This window comes from Paracoccus sp. J39 (assembly GCF_000518925.1).
In the GTDB taxonomy this organism is placed as follows: Bacteria; Pseudomonadota; Alphaproteobacteria; order Rhodobacterales; family Rhodobacteraceae; genus Paracoccus.
Genome location: NZ_JAEN01000001.1, coordinates 146,956 through 165,468, shown reverse-complemented (window position 1 = coordinate 165,468; position 18,513 = coordinate 146,956). Strand labels below are relative to the sequence as shown.

The window sequence follows — 18,513 nt, the reverse complement described above, 5'->3', positions numbered from 1 at the left end:
CATCGCATGGGCGCGCGCAAGCGGCCCTGTTCGGATCGCTGGCCCGCGTATAGCATCGGCCCCGAATCGCATCGAGGAGGGGCCGATGACCAGCCTGACCGACCGCAAGAACGCCGCCATCTCGCGCGGGGTGGGGATGACCACCCAGATCTATGCCGAGCGCGCCGAGAATGCCGAAATCTGGGACAAGGACGGCAACCGCTATATCGACTTCGCCGCCGGCATCGCCGTGGTCAATACCGGCCACCGCCATCCTCGGGTGATCGAGGCGGTCAAGGCCCAGCTCGACCGCTTCACCCATACCTGCCACCAGGTCGTGCCCTATGAGAATTACGTGGCCCTGGCCGAAAGGCTGAACCGGCTGGTCCCCGGCGAGGGACCGAAAAAGACCGCCTTCTACACCACCGGGGCCGAGGCGGTCGAAAACGCGGTCAAGATCGCCCGCCACCATACCGGCCGCGCCGGGGTGGTGGCCTTCGCCGGCGGCTTCCACGGCCGCACCTTCCTGGGCATGTCGCTGACCGGCAAGGTCCAGCCCTACAAGGCCGGATTCGGGCCGATGATGAACGATATCTGGCACCTGCCCTTTCCGAACCCGCTGCACGGCGTCACGGCCGAGGAGGCGCTGGCGGCGCTCGACCGGCTGTTCAAGGCCGATATCGACCCCTCGCGCGTCGCCGCGATCATCATCGAGCCGGTGCAGGGCGAGGGCGGCTTCTACGAGGCGCCGGCGGGCTTCATCCAGCGCCTGCGGCAGATCTGCGACCAGTATTCGATCGTGCTGATCGCCGACGAGGTGCAGACCGGCTTCGCCCGCACCGGCAAGCTGTTCGCGATGGAACACCACGGCGCGGCGGCCGACCTGACCACCATGGCCAAGGGGCTGGGGGGCGGGCTGCCGATCAGCGCCGTGACCGGCCGGGCCGAGGTGATGGACAGCCCGGCCCCCGGGGGCCTTGGCGGCACCTATGCCGGCAACCCGCTGGCCGTCGCCGCCGCCCATGCCGTTCTGGACGTGATCGAGGAGGAAGGGCTGTGCGACCGCGCCACCCGCCTCGGCCAGCGGCTGAAGCAGCGCCTGGCCGGCATCGCCGACGGGGTGCCCGAGATCGTCGACATCCGCGGTCCCGGCTTCATGAACGCCGTGGAATTCAACATCGCCGGCACCGACAGGCCCAGCCCGGATTTCGCCAACCGCGTCCGCGAAGAGGCGCTCGCCCGCAAGCTGATCCTGCTGACCTGCGGCGTCCATGGCAACGTGATCCGCTTTCTTGCGCCGCTGACCATCCAGGAAGACGTCTTCGACGAGGCGCTCGACATCCTCGAGGAGTCGATCCGGGCCGCCCGCGGCTGATCGCGCGTCTTCACCGTTTCGCAAATACTCCCGCGGCCGCGCCCAGGGGAAGCGTCGCTTGGGTATTCGGAAAACGGAAAGAACCGCCACGCAAACCGCGGCGCGCCCGGCGCTTCTTCCCGGCGCTTCTTCGCTGCACAAATACCCATGCGGCAGCGCCGGCTTGCACCGTCGCAGGGGTATTTGGGCAACAGAGAAGACGCAAAGGCCCGGATCCTGGCGCAACCGCGCCGGGCAGTGTCGTTCGTTTTTTCCGTTTCCCGAATCCCCGTGCGAGGGAGCGGCCGGGCGCTCAGCCCAGGGCCTTCGCGCCCATGTTCAGGAACTTCTGCCGCCGGTCCTTGATCAGCTCGGCCGGCTTCCTGCCGGCCAGCTCGCCCAGCATGGCGGCGATCGCCTCGCCCACCGCCGCGATGGTCTCGGCCGGCGCGCGCTGCGCGCCGCCCACCGGCTCGGAGATGATGCGGTCGATCACCTCCAGCTTCTTCAGGTCCTGCGCCGTCAGCTTCAGCGCATGTGCCGCCTCGCGCATCTTCTCGGCATCCTTCCACAGGATCGAGGCGCAGCCCTCGGGCGAGATCACCGAATAGATCGAATGTTCCAGCATGGCGATGCGGTTCGCGGTGGCGAAGGCCACGGCGCCGCCCGAGCCGCCCTCGCCGATGATGACCGAGACCAGCGGCACGCCGATCTGCAGGCATTTCTCGGTCGCGCGCGCGATGGCCTCGCTTTGCCCGCGTTCCTCGGCGCCCTTGCCGGGATAGGCGCCGGGCGTGTCGACCAGGGTGATCACCGGCAGGCGGAAGCGGTCGGCCATGTCCATCAGCCGGATCGCCTTGCGATAGCCCTCGGGCCGGGCCATGCCGAAATTGTGAAAGATCCGCGATTTGGTCTCGTTGCCCTTCTCATGGCCGATCACCACGCAGGGCTGGTCCTTGAAGCGCGCCAGCCCGCCCATCACCGCGTGGTCCTCGCCAAAGGCGCGGTCGCCGGCAAGCGGCGTGTATTCGGTGAAGAGCTGCTCGATATAGTCGCGGCAATGCGGCCGTTCCGGGTGGCGGGCGACCTGCGTCTTGCGCCAGGGATCGAGCTGCTTGTAGAGGTCGCGCAGCATCTCCTCGGCCTTGCGGTCCAGCGCCGCCGCCTCCTTCTCCAGATCGACGCCTTCGCCCTTCCGGGCCAGTGCCCGCAGTTCCTCGGCCTTGCCCTCAAGATCGGCAAGGGGCTTCTCGAACTCCAGGTAAGTCATTCAGGGCTCCGCGCTGTCATCCGGTCTGGTTGCGGTCTATATGCTTGCGGCAGTCCCGGATTGCAACGTCAGCCTTGCCACCGCGACAATGCATCCTCGTCCTCGGCGCGGGCCTCGACCCAGGCGCCGGGGCCGTCCGGGCCGATCTCGCGCTTCCAGAACGGCGCGCGGGATTTCAGCCAGTCCATCAGGTATTCCGCCGCCTGGAAGGCCGCCTCGCGATGGCGGGCCGCGGTGGCGACCATCATGATCGGTTCGCCCGCCGCCAGCCGCCCGTGGCGATGCAGGATGCGCCAGTCGTCCAGCCCGAAGCGCCGCGCCGCCTGCTCGCCATAGGCGGCCAGCGCCTTTTCGGTCATGCCGGGGTAATGCTCGATCTCCAGCGCCTGCAGCCGGCCGCCTTCGTCGCGCACCAGGCCGGTGAAGGTGACGACCGCGCCGGAGCCCGCGCCGAAACCCGCCAGTTCGGCGCCAAGGTCGAAAGGCGCGCTCTGGACCCGGGCCGACATCTCAGCCCCCGGTCATCGGCGGAAAGAAGGCGACCTCGCGCGCGCCGGAAAGCGGCGCGTCCAGATCGGCCAGCTCCTGATCGACGGCGACGCGCACCGCAGACAGATCCGCCAGCGCCGCGGCGTGCCATTCGTCCATGGCGGCAAGCTGCGCGACCAGTTCGCGCACGGTCGCGGCCTCGGTCTCGATCCGCTCGCGCGGCTGGCCGATGCGCTCGCGCAGCCAGGCGAAGTAAAGCACGTCAAGCGCCATGGTCATCCCTCAGGAAGGGCCGGGCCTTGGCGAAATAGTCCCAGCCGGTGATCGCGGTCAGCACCGCGGCGATCCAGATCAGCGCCAGCCCGGCCTGCGTCGCCAGATCCGACCAGCTGTCGGACCAGGGCAGGCTGGTCTCGCCCACCAGGGGCGGGTGGCCGGTCTCATAATAGTTCAGGCCGGTGCCCAGGAAAAGCACGGCGATGGCCACCATCTGCGCCGTGGTCTTCCACTTGGCGAGCTTGGTGACCTTGAGCAGCCGGGCCTTGTCGCCCAGGAATTCGCGCAGGCCCGAGACGAAGACCTCGCGGAACAGGATCACCGTCGCGGGCAGGATCAGCCAGGGGTTCATGCCGGAATAGCCGGTGATGACCACCACGGCGATGATGACCATGGCCTTGTCGGCGATCGGGTCCATGGCGGCGCCGAAGCGGCTTTCCTGCCCCCAGGCCCGGGCGAGGTAGCCGTCGAACCAGTCGGTCACGGCAGCGATCAGGAACAGCGCCAGCGCCGCGAAATCGGCGAAGGGCCGGCTGAGGAAGAAAAACATCAGCGGCACCAGCGGCGCGGCCGCAAGTCGCAGAACGGTCAGGAGATTGGGCAAGGTCCAGCGCATGGCGGCAATCTAGGGCTTCGGCGCGACGGGGGGAAGAGGCGACCGGAGGCGCCGCCGCGCTCAATCCCCGGCCATGCCCTCTCTTGCGGCATGTCGTGGTCCTGGGCGCAAAGCGCGTGGTCGCCCAGAACTTCGATCACCCGGCAATCGGCGATGGTATGGCTGGCGCAATGATCCAGCATGCGCCGCAACGCGTCGCGCAGCGCGGTCAGCCGGGCTCATCGCCCAAGGCCCGATTCGGGCGGCCTGCGCCGGCGACGCCGGTCGCTGCCTGCTTCAGGAAACCCCGGACGGCCCGCGCCGCAAAAATCCGCGACAGGGCCTTGTCCGCCCGGTTCTTTCGGCCCGGAACGGGGGTGAGACGAAGCCCCGCCCCCTGTTCCCGGCAGGCCGGTCCTGCCGCGCGGCGGCCGGACCTGCCGGAAGGTCGGCGGAAATTTCATGCTGCGCAGCGGGGGTCTGCGAGCAATCGTTTCTCTTTTCCCGGAGAAGTTTGGAATCGGCGAAAGCCGCAAAGCAGCCTAAATATCTACCAACGCAGTCGTGATAAGGAGACGGACATGTCCATCCGAATGCCAGCCCCCGCCACGCGCCCCGCGATGCCGGCCATGCCCGGCATGCCGGCCGGCCCGCGCCGGTGTCGCATCCGCTGAGCCGCCCGCCCTCCTCGCACTGACAGACATGAGCCCTGACAGGAAGGCCCGGCCGGACCGGGACCGGCCCCTGCATGGCTTTGGAAAGGATTTCCCATGACACGCCACGAAACCTTCAGCCTCGCCATCCCCGCCGAGCGGGTGCATCCCGTCACCCCGCGCATCGGCGCCGAGATCCGCGGCGTCGCCCTTGCCGGCGACCTGCTGGAAGAAACCGTCCTCGCCATCGAGGCCCTGCTTCTGCGCCACAAGGTGCTGTTCTTTCGCGGGCAGACCCATCTGGACAATGCGGCGCAAGAATCCTTTGCCCGGCGCCTGGGCGCGCTGGTCCCGCATCCGACCCAGGCGGTGGTGACCGGCACGGATTCGGTGCTGGAGCTGGATTCCCGGCGCGGCGGCGGGCGCGCGGATCGCTGGCATACCGACGTGACCTTCGTCGAGGCCTATCCCAAGGCGTCGGTGCTGCGCGGGGTCGTCATCCCGCCGGTGGGCGGAGACACGATCTGGGCCAATACCGCCACCGCCTATTCCGACCTGCCCGAGCCGCTGCGCGTGCTGGCCGACGGGCTGCGCGCCGTGCATTCGAACGCCTATGACTATGCCGGGCAACGCCCCCGGGCCTCGGAGGCCGACAGGCGGCACCATGCCGAGGTCTTCGCCTCGGAGGTCTACGAGACCGAGCACCCCGTGGTCCGCATCCATCCCGAGACCGGAGAAAAGGTGCTGGTGCTGGGCAGCTTCGTGCAGCGCATCGCCGGGCTCTCGCGCGAGGAATCGCAGAAGATACTGGAGATCCTGCAATCCTATGTCACCGCGCCGGAAAACACCGTGCGCTGGCGCTGGCAGGCCGGCGACGTGGTGATCTGGGACAACCGCGCCACCCAGCATGTCGCGGTGAACGACTACGGCGATGCGCCGCGCGTCGTGCGCCGGGTGACGATCCAGGGCGACATTCCGGTCGGACCGGACGGCCGGCCCAGCACCGCCCTGACCAAGCCCCGCGCCCAAGGCCGCAGCAAGGAGTGATGACGAGATGACCCGCAAGATCCGCCTAGGCGCCTTTCTTCCCGGCGGCGGCCAGCACATCGCCGCCTGGCGCCACCCCGACCAGCCGGCCGAGGGCGCGACCAGCTTCGACTTCCATGTGAAGCTGGCGCAAGAGGCCGAGCGCGGCCTGTTCGACGCCTATTTCCTGGCCGACGGCCTGGCCATCGCCTTCGGCGGCGGCATCGAGGGCGGCAACGCCAAGGTCGCCGGGTTCGAGCCGGTGACGCTGTTCTCGGCGCTGGCGCCGCTGACCCGCAACCTGGGCTTCATCGCCACCGCCTCGACCACCTATGAGGAGCCCTACAACCTGGCCCGCAAGTTCGCCTCGCTCGACCTGATCTCGGGCGGGCGCGCCGGCTGGAACGTGGTGACCACCGCCACGGAAAGCGCGGCGCATAACTTCAACCTCGACCGGCAGCACCCCCATGCCTGGCGCTATCGCCGCGCGGCCGAGCATGTCGAGGTGGTCCGCAAGCTGTGGGACAGCTTCGAGGACGACGCCTTCATCCGCGACAAGGAAACCGGCGTGTTCTTCGACACCGGCAAGGTGCATTTCACCGATCACGAGGGCGAGCATTTCAAGATCAGGGGGCCGCTGAACGTCCCGCGCTCGCCGCAGGGCCATCCGGTCATCGTGCAGGCGGGCCAGTCCGAGGACGGGCGCGGCCTTGCCGCCGCCACCGCCGAGGTGATCTTCACCGCCCATCAGCGCCTTGACACCGCGCAGGAATTCTATCGCGACATCAAGGCCCGCGCCCGCGGGCAGGGCCGCAATCCCGGGCATGTGCTCATCATGCCCGGCGTCGCGCCCTTCGTCGGCCGGACCGAGGCCGAGGCGCGCGAGAAATACGAGCGTCTCACCAGCCTGATCCTGGAAGAGGACGGCACCGCGCTGATCAGGGGGCTGACCGGCGGCACGCTGGACCTGACCGGGGCGGATCTCGACGGCCCGCTGCCGCCGCTGGACCCGACCGAGGGCATGAAGTCGCGCCAGGCGCTGATCCGGCAGATCGCCGACGAGAACGGCTTCACCATCCGCCAGCTCTACCAATGGATCGCCTCGGCGCGCGGGCATTTCACCATCATCGGCAGCGCCGTGCAGATCGCCGACACGCTGCAGGAATGGTTCGAGAACGAGGGCGCGGACGGGTTCAACATCCTGCCGCCCTGGCTGCCCACCGGGCTGAGCGATTTCGTCGACCTGGTCATTCCCGAACTGCAGCGCCGCGGCCTGTTCCGCACCGAATACGAGGGCCGGACCCTGCGCGAGAACCTGGGCCTGCCCTTCCCCGTCAACCGGCACGCCGCCATCCGCGCGGCCGCCAATGCCGCGGAGTAGCACCATGAGCCTGGAAACCCTGGACCTGCCCCGCCGCCGCAGCGGCAGCCCGCGCCGCGGCCTGCCCATGCCGCCGGTGGCCGGCTTCCTGTCCCGCTATGGCCTCGTGCTGGTTTTCCTGGTGCTGTGGCAGCTCTCCAGCACCTTGGGCTGGATCAGCCCGGCGGTGTTTCCGCCGCTGGACCGGATCGCGGCCGCGCTTTGGCAGGGGCTGGCCAGCGGGGCGCTGGTCGACGACATCGCCATCAGCCTGCAGCGCGCCGGGTTGGCCTTTTTCGGCGCCGTGGGGCTGGGCATCCCGCTTGGCCTGCTGATGGGCCAGCTGCGCCCGGCCGAGCGCGCGCTGGACCCGATCCTGCAGCTGTTCCGCCAGACCTCGGCGCTGGCGCTTTATCCGGTCTTCATCCTGCTGCTGGGGCTGGGCGAGGCCTCGAAGGTCTTTGTCATCTTCTGGGCGACGCTGTTCCCGATCCTTCTGGCCACCATCGGCGGCGTGAAGGAGGTGGACCGCAAGCTGATCGAGATGGCGCGCAGCTACGGCGCCAGCCAGTTGCAGATCTTCCGCCGCGTCGTGCTGCCCGCCTCGGTGCCGGCGATCTTCGTCGGGCTGCGGCTGTCGGCCACCACCGCCCTGCTGCTGCTGATCGCGGCCGAGATGATCGGCACGAACAAGGGCATCGGCTTTCAGGTAATGAATGCCCAGTACAATTTCCAGATTCCGCTGATGTTCGCGGCGATCTTCCTGATGGCCGGGCTGGGGCTGGCCGCCAATGCGGTGCTGATCTGGCTGCAGCGGCGGCTGTGCCGCTGGTCGCTGGACCAGGCCTGACCCCCTTCTCGCGACGCAATTCCAAGGAAACGAAACGATGACCCATCCCCTTACCCGCATCGCCCTGGGCTCTGCCCTTGCCGCGCTTCTGTCCACGGCCGCCCATGCCGAAGAGGTCACCATGCGCTTCATGGCCAGCCATGGCGGGCTGAACGCCCATGAGCTGGCCTGGGAGCTGGGCTATTTCGAGGGCACCGGCATCACGCTGGAAAACGTCGGCTATGCCTCGGGCGGCCCGGAATCGCTGATGGCACTGGCCGGCGGCTCGATCGAGATCGGCAGCGCGGCGACCGCGGCGGTGCTGAACTCGATCGCCGGCGGCAACGATTTCGTCGCCGCCTATCCGACGAACGGCATCAACGATCAGGTCCAGTCGATCTTCTACGTGCTCGAAGACAGCCCGATCCAAGGCATCGAGGACCTGCCCGGCAAGACCGTCGCCGTGAACACGCTGGGCGCGCATCTGGACTATACCGTGCGCGAGGCCCTGCATCAGAAGGGCCTGGCGCAGAACGCCGCCAATCTGGTGACGGTGCCGGGGCCGCAGCTGGAACAGGTGCTGCGCTCGGGGCAGGTCGACGTGGCCGCCTTCGGCTACTGGCAGACCACCTTCGAGGGCGTGGCGCGCGAGGCCGGCGGGCTGCGGGCGATCTTCGACGACACCGACGTGCTGGGCGAGATCGCCGGCGGCTTCACCGTGCTGCGGCGCGACTGGGTCGAGGCCCATCCCGAGGCCGCCCGCACCTATGTCGAGCAATCCGCCCGGGCGCTGGACTATGCCCGCGAGCATCCCGAGGAAACCCGCGCCGCGATCGCCAGGGCGCTGGAGGAGCGCGGCGAGAATCCCGCCGTCGCCGCCTTCTTCGCCGGGTTCGGCGTGCGCGAGGGCGGCCGCGCCGTGCCGCGAGACGTCGAGTTCTGGATCGAGGTGCTGGAACGCGAGGGCAAGCTGCAACCCGGCCAGCTCTCGGCCGAAAAGGTGCTCTTCGCGCCGGGCAGCACGGTGGCGGCGAAATGACCCGGGCGGCCGACAGCATCCGCGGCGAGGTTGCGGTGCGCAACCTGTCGAAATCCTTTCCGCTGCAGGGCGCGATGCGGCCGGTCCTGCGCGACCTCTCGCTGCATATCCGCAGCGGCGAGGCGCTGGCGATCGTCGGCCCCAGCGGCTGCGGCAAGACCACGCTGCTGCGGCTGCTGGCCGGGCTGGAGACCCCGGACCGGGGCGAGGTGCTGATCGACGGCCGCCCGGTCTCGGGCGTGGGCACCGAACGCGCCGTGATCTATCAGGAGCCGCGGCTGCTGCCCTGGCTGACGGTGCTGGACAACGTGGCCTTCGGGCTGGACGTTCGCGGCCTGCCCGCATCCCGGGCCCGCGAGCAGGCGCGGCATTACATCCATCTGGTCGGCCTGACCGATTTCCAGAACGCCTATCCGCGCCAGCTTTCCGGCGGCATGGCGCAGCGCGTGGGCATCGCCCGCGCCCTGACCATCCGCCCCGAGATCCTGCTGCTGGACGAGCCGCTGGGCGCGCTGGACGCGATGACCAAGCTGACCATGCAGGAAGAGCTGACCCGCATCTGGGCCGAGGAGAACGTCACCACGATCCTGGTCACCCACGATCTGGAAGAGGCGATCTTCCTGGCGGACCGGGTTCTGGTGCTGTCCACCGACGGCGCGGCCCCGACGACGATTCCGGTAGAGCTGCCCAGGCCGCGCGACCGCAACTCGGCCGAATTCGTGCAGCTGCGCAAGCGGCTGATGGGCAAGTTCGGCCTGCACTGAACGGCCCGGGGGACGCGCGGCGACAGGACCCGTCCTTGCAGGACCGGTCCTAGGCGGCGTCTTCTGGAAATCCGGGCAATCAGGCGTTGAAGAGGAAATGCAGGACGTCGCCGTCCTTGACCTCGTAGGACTTGCCCTCGACGCGGAACTTGCCGGCCTCGCGCGCGCCGGCCTCGCCCCTGTAGGTGACGTAGTCGTCATAGGCGATGGTTTCGGCGCGGATGAAGCCGCGCTCGAAATCGCCATGGATCACGCCCGCCGCCTGCGGGGCCAGCGTGCCCTTGTGGATGGTCCAGGCGCGCGCTTCCTTGGGCCCGACGGTGAAATAGGTCTCCAGGCCCAGAAGCTTGTAGCCCTCGCGGATCAGCCGGTCGAGGCCCGCCTCGTGCAGGCCCATTTCCTCAAGGAACATCGTCGCTTCCTCGGCGGGAAGCTGGCTGATCTCTTCCTCGATCCGGGCCGAGATCACCACATGGCCGGCGCCCTGCTCGGCCGCCATCTGCGCCACGCGCTCGGACTGGCTGTTGCCGGTGGCGGCCTTGTCTTCCTCGACATTGCAGACGAACAGAACCGGCTTGGCGGTCAGCAGCTGCAGCATGTCCCAGGCTTTCCGGTCCTCGTCCGCGACCTGCACGGTCCGGGCGGGCTTGCCGGATTCCAGCGCCGCCTGCGCGGCCCTGAGCAGCTTTTCCTGCGCCACGGCCTCCTTGTCGCCGCCCTTCAGCTTGCGCTGGATATTGGCCAGCCGCCGCTCGACGGATTCCAGGTCGGCGATCATCAGCTCGGTCTCGATGGTCTCGGCATCGGCGATGGGATCGACGCGGCCCTCGACATGGGTGACGTCGCCATCCTCGAAGCAGCGCAGGACATGGGCGATGGCATCGACCTCGCGGATATTGGCCAGGAACTGGTTGCCCAGGCCCTCGCCCTTGCTCGCGCCCTTCACCAGCCCGGCGATGTCGACGAAGGTGATGCGGGTCGGGATGATCTGCTTGCTGCCCGCGATCTCGGCCAGCTTGTCCAGCCGCGGATCGGGCACGGCGACCTCGCCCACGTTCGGCTCGATGGTGCAGAAGGGGAAGTTCGCGGCCTGCGCGGCGGCGGTTTTCGTCAGCGCGTTGAACAGCGTCGATTTGCCCACGTTCGGCAGGCCGACGATCCCCATGCGAAAGCCCATGATGCACCCCTTTTCCCGGATTTCCGCGCTTATTATGGGGCGGCGTCGCCCGAGTCCAGTGGCGGGCCGTTGATCTTGCCCCGGGCGCGGGCTAGGGCTGGGCGGAACAAGAGGGAACGGGGCGCATGAGCAGAATCGACGACACTTTCGCGCGGCTGGCCGAAACCGGCGGCAAGGCCTTCGTCGCCTACATGATGGGCTGCGACCCGGATTTCGACACCTCGCTGCAGATCATGCGCGGCCTGCCCGGCGCGGGCGTGGACGTCATCGAGCTGGGCATGCCCTTCACCGACCCGATGGCCGACGGCGCCACCATCCAGGCGGCGGGCCAGCGGGCGCTGGCGGCGGGCGGCAGCGTCAGCCGGGTGCTGGACATGGTGCGCGCCTTTCGCGAAACCGACAACGCCACGCCGATCGTTCTGATGGGCTATTACAACCCGATCTATGCCCGCGCGGGCGGTGTCGACCGCTTCCTGTCCGAGGCCGCCGCGGCCGGGGTAGACGGGCTGATCGTCGTCGACCTGCCGCCCGAGGAGGATGCCGAGCTGTGCCTGCCGGCGCGCGAGGCCGGGCTGAACTTCATCCGCCTGGCAACGCCGACCACCGACGACCGCCGCCTGCCGGCGGTGGTGAAGAACACCTCGGGCTTCGTCTATTACGTCTCGGTCACGGGCATCACCGGCGGTCCTGCGGCGAACGCGGCCGAGGTCGCGCCCGAGGTGGCCCGCATCCGCGCCAGCGCGAAACTGCCGGTCGTGGTGGGCTTCGGCATCTCGACCCCCGAGGCGGCGCAGGCGGTCGCGGGCGTGGCCGATGGCTGCGTCGTGGGTTCGGCCATCGTCAAGCTGATCGGCGAGGGCCGGCCGGTGCCCGAGATCCTGTCCTTCGTCGCCGATCTTGCCCGGGGGGCGCACAGCGCCTGAACCGATCCTCCGCCCGGCGCGTTCGACAGTGCAGAACGCCGCGTTCCCGGCTTTGCCGGTTGGGGAAACGCGGCGCGGCGCTATCTTGGACGCATCGCAAGACGGAGGATTTCATGCCCACCCTGTTCTACCATGCCGGCGCCTGCTCGCTCGCGCCCCATATCGTGCTGGAATGGACCCGCGCGCCCTATCAGGCGGTGGCGGTCGAATTCGGCTCGGCCGAACTGCTGGCGGTGAACCCGGCCGGCGCCGTGCCGGTGCTGCGCGAGGATGACGGCTGGATCCTGACCCAGGCGGGCGCGATCCTGCACCACCTGGCGCGCAAGCATCCCAAGGCCGATCTGGCCGGCGGCGACGACCTGCGGGCACAGGCGGAACTCGACCGCTGGTCGAGCTTCTTCACCGGCGACCTGCATCCGGCCTTCTTTCCGCTGTTCACGCCGCAGCGCTATACCACCAGCCGCGAGCAGGCCGACCGCGAGGCGGTGCAGGAGGCCGCGCGCAAGCTGGTCCGCAAGCGGCTGGCGCTGCTGGACGCGCATCTGGAGGGGCGCGACTGGATCCTGGGCCGCCGCTCGGTGATCGACGCCTATGCCTTTCCGATGCTGCGTTGGGCGGCGAAGCTGCTGCCCGAGGGGACCGATGGCTGGGCCAATGTGCAGGCCCTGCATGACCGCATCGCGGCCGATCCGGCCGTGCAGACCGTCCTTGCCCGCGAAGAGGGCGCATAAGGAGATAGACCCATGCCCACCGGCATCCATCACGTCACCGGCATCACCCGCCGGGTGCAGGCCAATGTCGATTTCTACGCCGGCTTCCTGGGCCTGCGGCTGGTCAAGCGCACCGGCGGCTTCGAGGATGCCGAGCAACTGCACCTGTTCTATGGCGACGCGCTCGGCTCGCCCGGCTCGCTCGTCACCTTCCTGGTGTGGGAGGACGGGGCGCCGGGCCGGGTCGGCCATGGCCAGGTTGCCGAGATCGCGCTGGCCGTGCCGCCCCAAAGCATCGGCGACTGGCTGACCCGCGCCATGACCGCGCGCGTGCCGGTCGAGGGACCGCTGCGCGAGCGGGGCGAGACGGTGCTGCGCCTCAAGGATCCCGACGGCGTGATCGTCAAGCTGGTGGGGGCGGAGCTGCCGGCCGCGGCACCCCTGCCCGATCCGATCGCGCCGACGCGGCTGCGCGGCGTCACCATCCTGACCGAGCAGCCCGCGGCAACGCGCGATTTCCTGACCCGCTTCGGCTATCGCCCCGGCGCGGCCGAGGGCGCGGTGCAGCGCATGGAATCCGACACGGATGTCGTCGACATCCGCGACGCCACCGGCTTCTTTCCGGGCATTCCCGGCACCGGCATCCTGGATCACGTCGCCTTCCGGGCGCCGGACGCCGATGCCGTGCGCCGGATGCGGCTGGCGCTGCAGGATACCGACGCGACCAGCGTGCATGACCGGAAATATTTCCTGTCGCTCTATGTACGCGAGCCGGCGGGGACGTTGCTGGAATATGCCACCGACGCCCCCGGGTTCACCGTGGACGAGGCGGCCGAGCACTTGGGCGAGACGCTGTTCGTCCCGCCCCATGACGCGGCCCGCGCCGAGGACCTGCGCGTGATCCTGCCGCAATTCGCCCTGCCGGGCGAGGAAAGGAGCCCGATGCGCGATCTGCATTTCATCCACCGTTTCCACCGGCCGGAAAACCCGGACGGCAGCACCATCGTCCTGCTGCACGGCACCGGCGGCAACGAATCCGACCTGATGCCGCTGGCGCATCGGATCGCGCCCCGCGCCACGCTGCTGGGCGTCCGCGGCCGCTCGACCGAGGAAGGCATCAATCGCTGGTTCCGCCGCTATGACGCGGTGACCTATGACCAGACCGATGTCCGCGCCGAGGCCGGGGCCTTTGCCGGCTTCATCGACGAGGCGGCGCGGGCCTACGGGCTGGACCCCGCGGCGCTGGCCTATCTGGGCTATTCCAACGGCGCGAACCTGCTGGGCGCGGTCATGCAGCTGCATCCCGGCCTGATCGGCCGCGCGGTTCTGCTGCGCGCCGTGCAGGTGCTGGAGGAGCCGCCGGCGCTGGAGCCGCAGGCCCTGGCCGGCAGCCGGGTGCTGATGCTGACCGGCGCCCGCGATCCCTTCGCCCGCATGGCCCCGGCGCTGGAGCGCGCCTTGCAGGACGGCGGCGCGGCGCTGGAAGCGCGGGCCGTCGAGGCGGGGCACGAGCTTCAGCCCGAGGACCTGACGCTGGCCGCCGACTGGCTGGGCCGCGGCTGAGGGCCGGACCGGCAGCGCGGCGACCCTCCGCGCTGCCGCATGGGTATTTGTGAAACAGAGAAGGCGGACAGGCGGGTCGCGAGGCCCGCCCGTTCCTTTCCGAGGACTTGTTTCCGATTTTCGAACGCCGCTTCCGATTCCGGTTGGCTTGCCCGAAAGCCCCGCGAGGGCCAGTTTGAGGGCACGACATCCGATCCCGAGGCCGCGACGGCCTGCAAGACCATCACGAAGGACCTGACCCCATGAGCAAGAAGCCGCATATCGCCATCATCATCGGCTCGACCCGCGCCGCGCGCTTTGCCGACAAGCCCGCCGCCTGGCTGCTGGAAAACGCGCAAAAGCGCGAGGACATGAGCTTCGAGCTGGTGGACCTGCGCGATTACGACCTGCCGCTGTTCGACGAGGTCGCCTCGAACCTCTGGGTGCCGTCGCAGGACCCGCGGGCGGTGAAATGGCAGCAGAAGCTGGCCGGGTTCGACGGCTATGTCTTCCTGACCTCGGAATACAACCATTCGGTCAGCGGTTCGCTGAAGAACGCGCTGGACCAGGCCTACAAGGAGTGGAACCACAAGCCGGCGGCGGCCATGGGCTATGGCGGCGTCGGCGCCGCCCGCGCCATCGAGCACCTGCGCGGCATCGCCGTCGAATTGCAGATGGTGCCGCTGCGCAATGCCGTGCATCTGGGCGGCGGCGATTTCTTCAAGGTCTCGCCGCTGGGCGCCAATGGCGAGATGGCCGAGGTCGAGGCGAACCTGCTGCCGGCGCTGAACGCCATGCTGGACGAATTGCGCTGGTGGGCCGAAGCGACCATGGCGCAGCGCGCCAGGACCGCCTGAGGCATCCGGGTCACGCAGCGCAGGGGGGCGGTCACTTCGACCGCCCCTTTTTCTTGCTGGCCGTGTTCAGCGCCACGGCGGCGCGGATCAGCGCCTTCAGCGCCCCGGCATCGATCCGGTCGCCCTCGCGCAGGTCGATGGCGCGGCGGGTATTGCCCTCCAGGCTGGCGTTTAACAGGCCCGCGGGATCGATCTTCCAGCGCCGCGCCCTTGGCGAAGGTCATCTTGACCACCTGCCTGTAGGTCTCGCCGGTGCAGAGGATGCCGTCATGCGACCAGACCGGCACGCCGCGCCATTTCCATTCCTCGACCACCTCGGGATCGGCCTCGTGGATCAGGGTGCGCAGCCGCGCCAGGGTCTCGCCGCGCCAATCGCCCAGTTCCTTGATCCGCGCATCGATCAGCTGCGAGGCGGGCTGTTCCGTTTCCGGCTGGCTCATGCCGTGTCGCTCCCTTCCGTCCTGCCGCGGTCGGGAGCATGGGGCGAAATCGCCGATGCGGCAACAGGCCCGCCGGCTGCTGGCGGATTCCCGCGCGCAGGGAAAAGGCCGCCGGATCGCTCCGGCGGCCTTTCCTTCGGTTCGGCAGGGCTCAGTCCAGCGGCTTCAGCCGCGCCTCGATCTGCGCGCGCTGCCCTTCCAGGAAGGGCGGCAGGGACAGCGTCTCGCCCAGGCTCTCCAGCGGCTCGTCTACGGCGAAGCCGGGCTCGTCGCTGGCGATCTCGAACAGGTTGCCGCCCGGCTCGCGGAAATAGAGCGAGCGGAAATAGTAACGCTCGACCTCGCCCGAATTGGGCACCCGCATCCCGGTCAGCCGCTTGGCCCATTCGTGAATGGCCGGCTTGTCGGGCACGCGGAAGGCGACATGATGCACCCCGCCCGCGCCTTGGCGCGCCGTGGGCAGGTCGGGCTGGACCGCGACATGCAGCTCGGCCGCGGGGCCGCCGCGGCCCATCTCGTAGACATGAACCGTGCCATGCCCGTCGGGGCTGGCATAGTCGCGGACCTTGCGCATGCCCATCACCCGGGTCAGCACCGACTCGGTCGGGGCCAGGTCCGGCACCGAGATGGTGATCGGCCCCAGCCCGTGGATCTGGTGCTGCACCGGCACCGGGCTTTTCGCCCAGGGCGCGGGCTCGGCATCGGGCGCATCCGCGGTCAGGCGGAAACGCTGGCCCTCGGGGTCCTCGAAATCGAGGCTGGCGCGGGTGTCGATCTCGGCGATCCGCCCCAGGGTCAGGCCGCGATCCGCAAGCCGCCCGGCCCAGTAGTCGAGGCTGTCGCCGGCGACCCGCAGCCCGGTGCGGCTGATCGAATGGGTGCCGCGCCGCTCGGGCGCCGCCGGCCAGTCGAAGAAGGTCAGGTCGGTGCCGGGCCGGGCCAGCCCGTCGGCATAGAACAGGTGATAGGCGCTGGTGTCGTCCTGGTTGACGGTCTTCTTGACCAGCCGCAGCCCCAGCGTGTCGGTATAGAACCGCTTGTTGCCGGGCGCATCGGCGGTGATCGCCGTCAGGTGGTGAATTCCGGTCAGCTCCATGATGGGCCTCCTTTCTCTCTTGGCATCAATATCGGGCATCGCGGCCGTTTCCGCCACCGGAGCGGCCGCGAACCTTGCGTTCGCCGATTGCGAACGGCGCGGGACCGGGTAAGCTCGGGCCATGCGTTACGACCTGAACGATCTGGAAACCTTCCTGACGGTGATGGAGCTGGGCACCGTCACCGCCGCCGCCGCGCGGCTGAACCTGTCGAAATCCGTGGTCAGCAAGCGCATCACCGACCTGGAGGCGACGCTGGGCGCGGCGCTGTTTCGCCGCAATGCCGGCCGCATCACCCCCACCGAGGCGGCGCTGCGCCTGGCCGAGCGGCTGCGCCCGGCGCTGGCCGAGCTGGTCGCGGCTGCCGAAAGCACCGCCTGGGACATGGACGGGCTGGCGCCGCTGCGCGGCAGCCTGTCCATCGCCGCGCCGATGAGCTTCGGCGTGCTGCATCTGGGGCCGATCATCGCCCGCTTCGCCGCCCAGAACCCCGAGCTGGAGATCAGCGTCGATTACGACGACCGCAGCCGCGACCTGGCGCGCGAGGGCTTCGACATCGGCATCCGCATCGGCAAGATGCGCGACAAGGCGCTGATGCAGCGCAAGCTGTGCGAGGATGAAAGCGTCGCCTGCGCCAGCCCCGCCTATCTGGACCGCAGGGGCCGCCCGCAGTCCCTGGCCGACCTGCGCGAGCATGAGGTGATCGGCTACAGCCACCTGCCGAACAGCCAGCTCTGGCAGTTCCAGGACCGCGACCGCTTCGTTTCGCCCCTGGTGCAGGGGCGGCTGTCGATGAACAACGGCGAGGCGATCCGCGACATGGCCATCGAGGGGCTGGGGCTGGCCATCCTGCCCGGCTTCATCGTCGCGCCCGCGCTGGCCGAGGGGCGGCTGGAACGGGTGCTGACCGGCTTCGGCACCAGGCCGCTGCCCATCGTCGCGGTCTGGCCGCCAGTCCAGCCCATGCCGGCCAAGCTGCGCCGCTTCATCGACCATCTGGCCGCGGAACTGCACAGCCCGGCCTGGCAGGCGGGCTGGGGATCGGGCCGCCGCGACCCCATATCCCGGGAACCCACAACCCCAAAGGTCGCCCCCTGATGAAACCTGGCGTGAAGAAGATCGGCTTCCTGTCCTTCGGCCATTGGTCGGACGAGCCCGCCTCGCAGGCCCGCAGCGCCCAGGACGTGCTGCTGCAATCCATCGAGCTGGCCGTCGCCGCCGAGGAACTGGGCGCGGACGGCGCCTATTTCCGCGTCCATCACTATGCCCGCCAGCTCGCCTCGCCCTTCCCGCTGCTGGCGGCGGTGGGGGCGCGCACCAGCCGCATCGAGATCGGCACGGCGGTCATCGACATGCGCTATGAAAACCCGCTGTATATGGCCGAGGATGCCGGGGCGGCCGACCTGATCGCGCAGGGGCGGCTGCAGCTTGGCATCTCGCGCGGCTCGCCCGAGCAGGTGATCGAGGGCTGGCGCTATTTCGGCTATTCCCCGGCCGAGGGGGAAAGCGACGCCGACATGGCGCGCCGCCATGCCGAGGTGTTCCTGAACGTGATCGAGGGGCACGGCTTCGCCCGGCCGAACCCGCGGCCGATGTTCCCGAACCCGCCCGGCCTGCTGCGGATCGAGCCGCATTCGCCGGGCCTGCGCGACCGCATCTGGTGGGGCGCGGCCTCGAACGCCACCGCCCGCTGGGCGGCGCAGCTGGGCATGCATCTGCAAAGCTCGACCCTCAAGACGGACGAGAACGGCAAGCCCTTCCACATCCAGCAGGCCGAGCAGATCCGCGCCTATCGCGAGGCCTGGGCGGCGGCGGGGCACGAGCGCGCGCCGCGGGTTTCGGTCAGCCGCTCGATCTTTCCGCTGATGGACGACCGCGACCGGATGTATTTCGGCCGCGGCGGCAAGGAAGGCGACCAGATCGGCTTCATCGAGGAGACCCGCTCGATCTTCGGCCGCGGCTATACCGGCGAGCCGGACCGGCTGGTCGAGGAGCTGCGCGAGGACGAGGCCATCGCCGAGGCCGACACGCTGCTCTTGACCGTGCCGAACCAGCTGGGCGTCGATTACAACGCCCATGTGATCGAGGCGGTGCTGAAACACGTCGCGCCCGCGCTCGGCTGGCGCTGAGCGGGGG

Annotated in this window: 18 protein-coding genes and 2 pseudogenes; 12 read left to right on the top strand and 8 right to left on the bottom strand. The window is 69.3% G+C overall.

Going from position 1 to position 18,513, the window contains the following annotated elements; genetic code table 11:
* The first annotated feature begins 85 nt into the window (after window positions 1–85).
* Window positions 86–1,354, top strand: coding sequence for a 4-aminobutyrate--2-oxoglutarate transaminase (locus L632_RS0100805; protein ID WP_028716171.1), 1,269 nt, complete (start codon window positions 86–88; stop codon window positions 1,352–1,354).
* 292 nt (window positions 1,355–1,646) lie between these two features.
* On the opposite strand, the gene L632_RS0100800 is transcribed toward L632_RS0100805, so the two are convergent.
* The 5 genes and pseudogenes from L632_RS0100800 to L632_RS24795 form a co-directional block, all read right to left on the bottom strand.
* Complete coding sequence (locus L632_RS0100800) at window positions 1,647–2,603, bottom strand: acetyl-CoA carboxylase carboxyltransferase subunit alpha (RefSeq protein ID WP_028711512.1); 957 nt, start codon at window positions 2,601–2,603, stop codon at window positions 1,647–1,649.
* A gap of 68 nt (window positions 2,604–2,671) precedes the next feature.
* Window positions 2,672–3,112 carry a molybdenum cofactor biosynthesis protein MoaE gene (locus tag L632_RS0100795; protein ID WP_028711513.1) on the bottom strand — a complete coding sequence of 147 codons (441 nt, stop codon included), beginning with the start codon at window positions 3,110–3,112 and terminating at the stop codon, window positions 2,672–2,674.
* 1 nt (window position 3,113) lies between these two features.
* A complete protein-coding gene (gene moaD, locus L632_RS0100790) occupies window positions 3,114–3,365 on the bottom strand; it encodes a molybdopterin converting factor subunit 1 (RefSeq protein WP_028711514.1) in 252 nt (83 codons plus the stop codon).
* Window positions 3,355–3,984, bottom strand: coding sequence for a CDP-diacylglycerol--glycerol-3-phosphate 3-phosphatidyltransferase (gene pgsA, locus L632_RS0100785; protein WP_028716170.1), 630 nt, complete (start codon window positions 3,982–3,984; stop codon window positions 3,355–3,357). The genes moaD and pgsA overlap by 11 nt, the downstream gene beginning before the upstream one ends.
* 95 nt (window positions 3,985–4,079) lie before the next feature.
* Window positions 4,080–4,199 (bottom strand): annotated as a pseudogene (locus L632_RS24795) (MerR family transcriptional regulator); the annotation flags it as partial.
* Between the two features lie 534 nt (window positions 4,200–4,733).
* Here L632_RS24795 and L632_RS0100780 point away from each other — a divergent pair.
* The 5 genes from L632_RS0100780 to L632_RS0100760 are packed head-to-tail and all read left to right on the top strand — an operon-like array spanning window position 4,734 to window position 9,634.
* Window positions 4,734–5,663: a TauD/TfdA family dioxygenase gene (locus L632_RS0100780; protein ID WP_028711516.1), complete on the top strand. Its 930-nt coding sequence runs from the start codon at window positions 4,734–4,736 to the stop codon at window positions 5,661–5,663.
* A 7-nt stretch (window positions 5,664–5,670) separates the two neighbouring features.
* Window positions 5,671–7,023 carry an LLM class flavin-dependent oxidoreductase gene (locus L632_RS0100775; RefSeq protein WP_028711517.1) on the top strand — a complete coding sequence of 451 codons (1,353 nt, stop codon included), beginning with the start codon at window positions 5,671–5,673 and terminating at the stop codon, window positions 7,021–7,023.
* A gap of 4 nt (window positions 7,024–7,027) precedes the next feature.
* Window positions 7,028–7,852, top strand: coding sequence for an ABC transporter permease (locus L632_RS0100770; protein ID WP_028716169.1), 825 nt, complete (start codon window positions 7,028–7,030; stop codon window positions 7,850–7,852).
* Window positions 7,853–7,889: 37 nt separating this feature from the next.
* Window positions 7,890–8,870, top strand: a complete 981-nt coding sequence (locus L632_RS0100765) for an ABC transporter substrate-binding protein (protein WP_028711519.1) — start codon at window positions 7,890–7,892, stop codon at window positions 8,868–8,870.
* A complete protein-coding gene (locus tag L632_RS0100760) occupies window positions 8,867–9,634 on the top strand; it encodes an ABC transporter ATP-binding protein (RefSeq protein WP_028711520.1) in 768 nt (255 codons plus the stop codon). The genes L632_RS0100765 and L632_RS0100760 overlap by 4 nt, the downstream gene beginning before the upstream one ends.
* Window positions 9,635–9,713: 79 nt before the next feature.
* Here the strand turns inward: L632_RS0100760 and ychF are convergent, their stop codons facing one another.
* The gene (gene ychF, locus L632_RS0100755) at window positions 9,714–10,811 is read right to left on the bottom strand and encodes a redox-regulated ATPase YchF (RefSeq protein WP_028711521.1); all 1,098 of its coding nucleotides are present in this window, start codon (window positions 10,809–10,811) and stop codon (window positions 9,714–9,716) included.
* A gap of 125 nt (window positions 10,812–10,936) precedes the next feature.
* Between ychF and trpA the strand changes: the two genes are divergently transcribed.
* The 4 genes from trpA (at window position 10,937) to L632_RS0100735 (ending at window position 14,843) form a co-directional block, all read left to right on the top strand.
* A complete protein-coding gene (gene trpA / locus L632_RS0100750) occupies window positions 10,937–11,734 on the top strand; it encodes a tryptophan synthase subunit alpha (protein ID WP_028711522.1) in 798 nt (265 codons plus the stop codon).
* Window positions 11,735–11,847: 113 nt separating this feature from the next.
* Window positions 11,848–12,465: a glutathione S-transferase family protein gene (locus L632_RS0100745; protein ID WP_028711523.1), complete on the top strand. Its 618-nt coding sequence runs from the start codon at window positions 11,848–11,850 to the stop codon at window positions 12,463–12,465.
* A gap of 12 nt (window positions 12,466–12,477) precedes the next feature.
* Entirely contained in the window at window positions 12,478–14,007 is a 1,530-nt protein-coding gene (locus L632_RS0100740; protein ID WP_028716168.1) for a VOC family protein, read from the top strand.
* A 242-nt stretch (window positions 14,008–14,249) separates the two neighbouring features.
* Entirely contained in the window at window positions 14,250–14,843 is a 594-nt protein-coding gene (locus L632_RS0100735) for an NADPH-dependent FMN reductase (protein ID WP_028711525.1), read from the top strand.
* A 248-nt stretch (window positions 14,844–15,091) separates the two neighbouring features.
* Here L632_RS0100735 and L632_RS24790 read toward each other — a convergent pair.
* Together L632_RS24790 and L632_RS0100730 are read right to left on the bottom strand one after the other, a co-directional pair.
* A pseudogene (locus L632_RS24790) lies at window positions 15,092–15,283 on the bottom strand (DUF1801 domain-containing protein); the annotation flags it as partial.
* Between the two features lie 151 nt (window positions 15,284–15,434).
* Window positions 15,435–16,379 (bottom strand): ring-cleaving dioxygenase, encoded by a 945-nt coding sequence (locus L632_RS0100730; RefSeq protein WP_028711527.1) that lies wholly within the window; start codon window positions 16,377–16,379, stop codon window positions 15,435–15,437.
* Window positions 16,380–16,500: 121 nt separating this feature from the next.
* On the opposite strand from L632_RS0100730, the gene L632_RS0100725 reads away from it, so the two are divergent.
* Window positions 16,501–17,475 (top strand): LysR family transcriptional regulator, encoded by a 975-nt coding sequence (locus L632_RS0100725; protein ID WP_028716167.1) that lies wholly within the window; start codon window positions 16,501–16,503, stop codon window positions 17,473–17,475.
* Window positions 17,476–17,486: 11 nt separating this feature from the next.
* Entirely contained in the window at window positions 17,487–18,506 is a 1,020-nt protein-coding gene (locus tag L632_RS0100720; RefSeq protein WP_028711528.1) for an LLM class flavin-dependent oxidoreductase, read from the top strand.
* The last annotated feature ends 7 nt before the right edge of the window (window positions 18,507–18,513 follow it).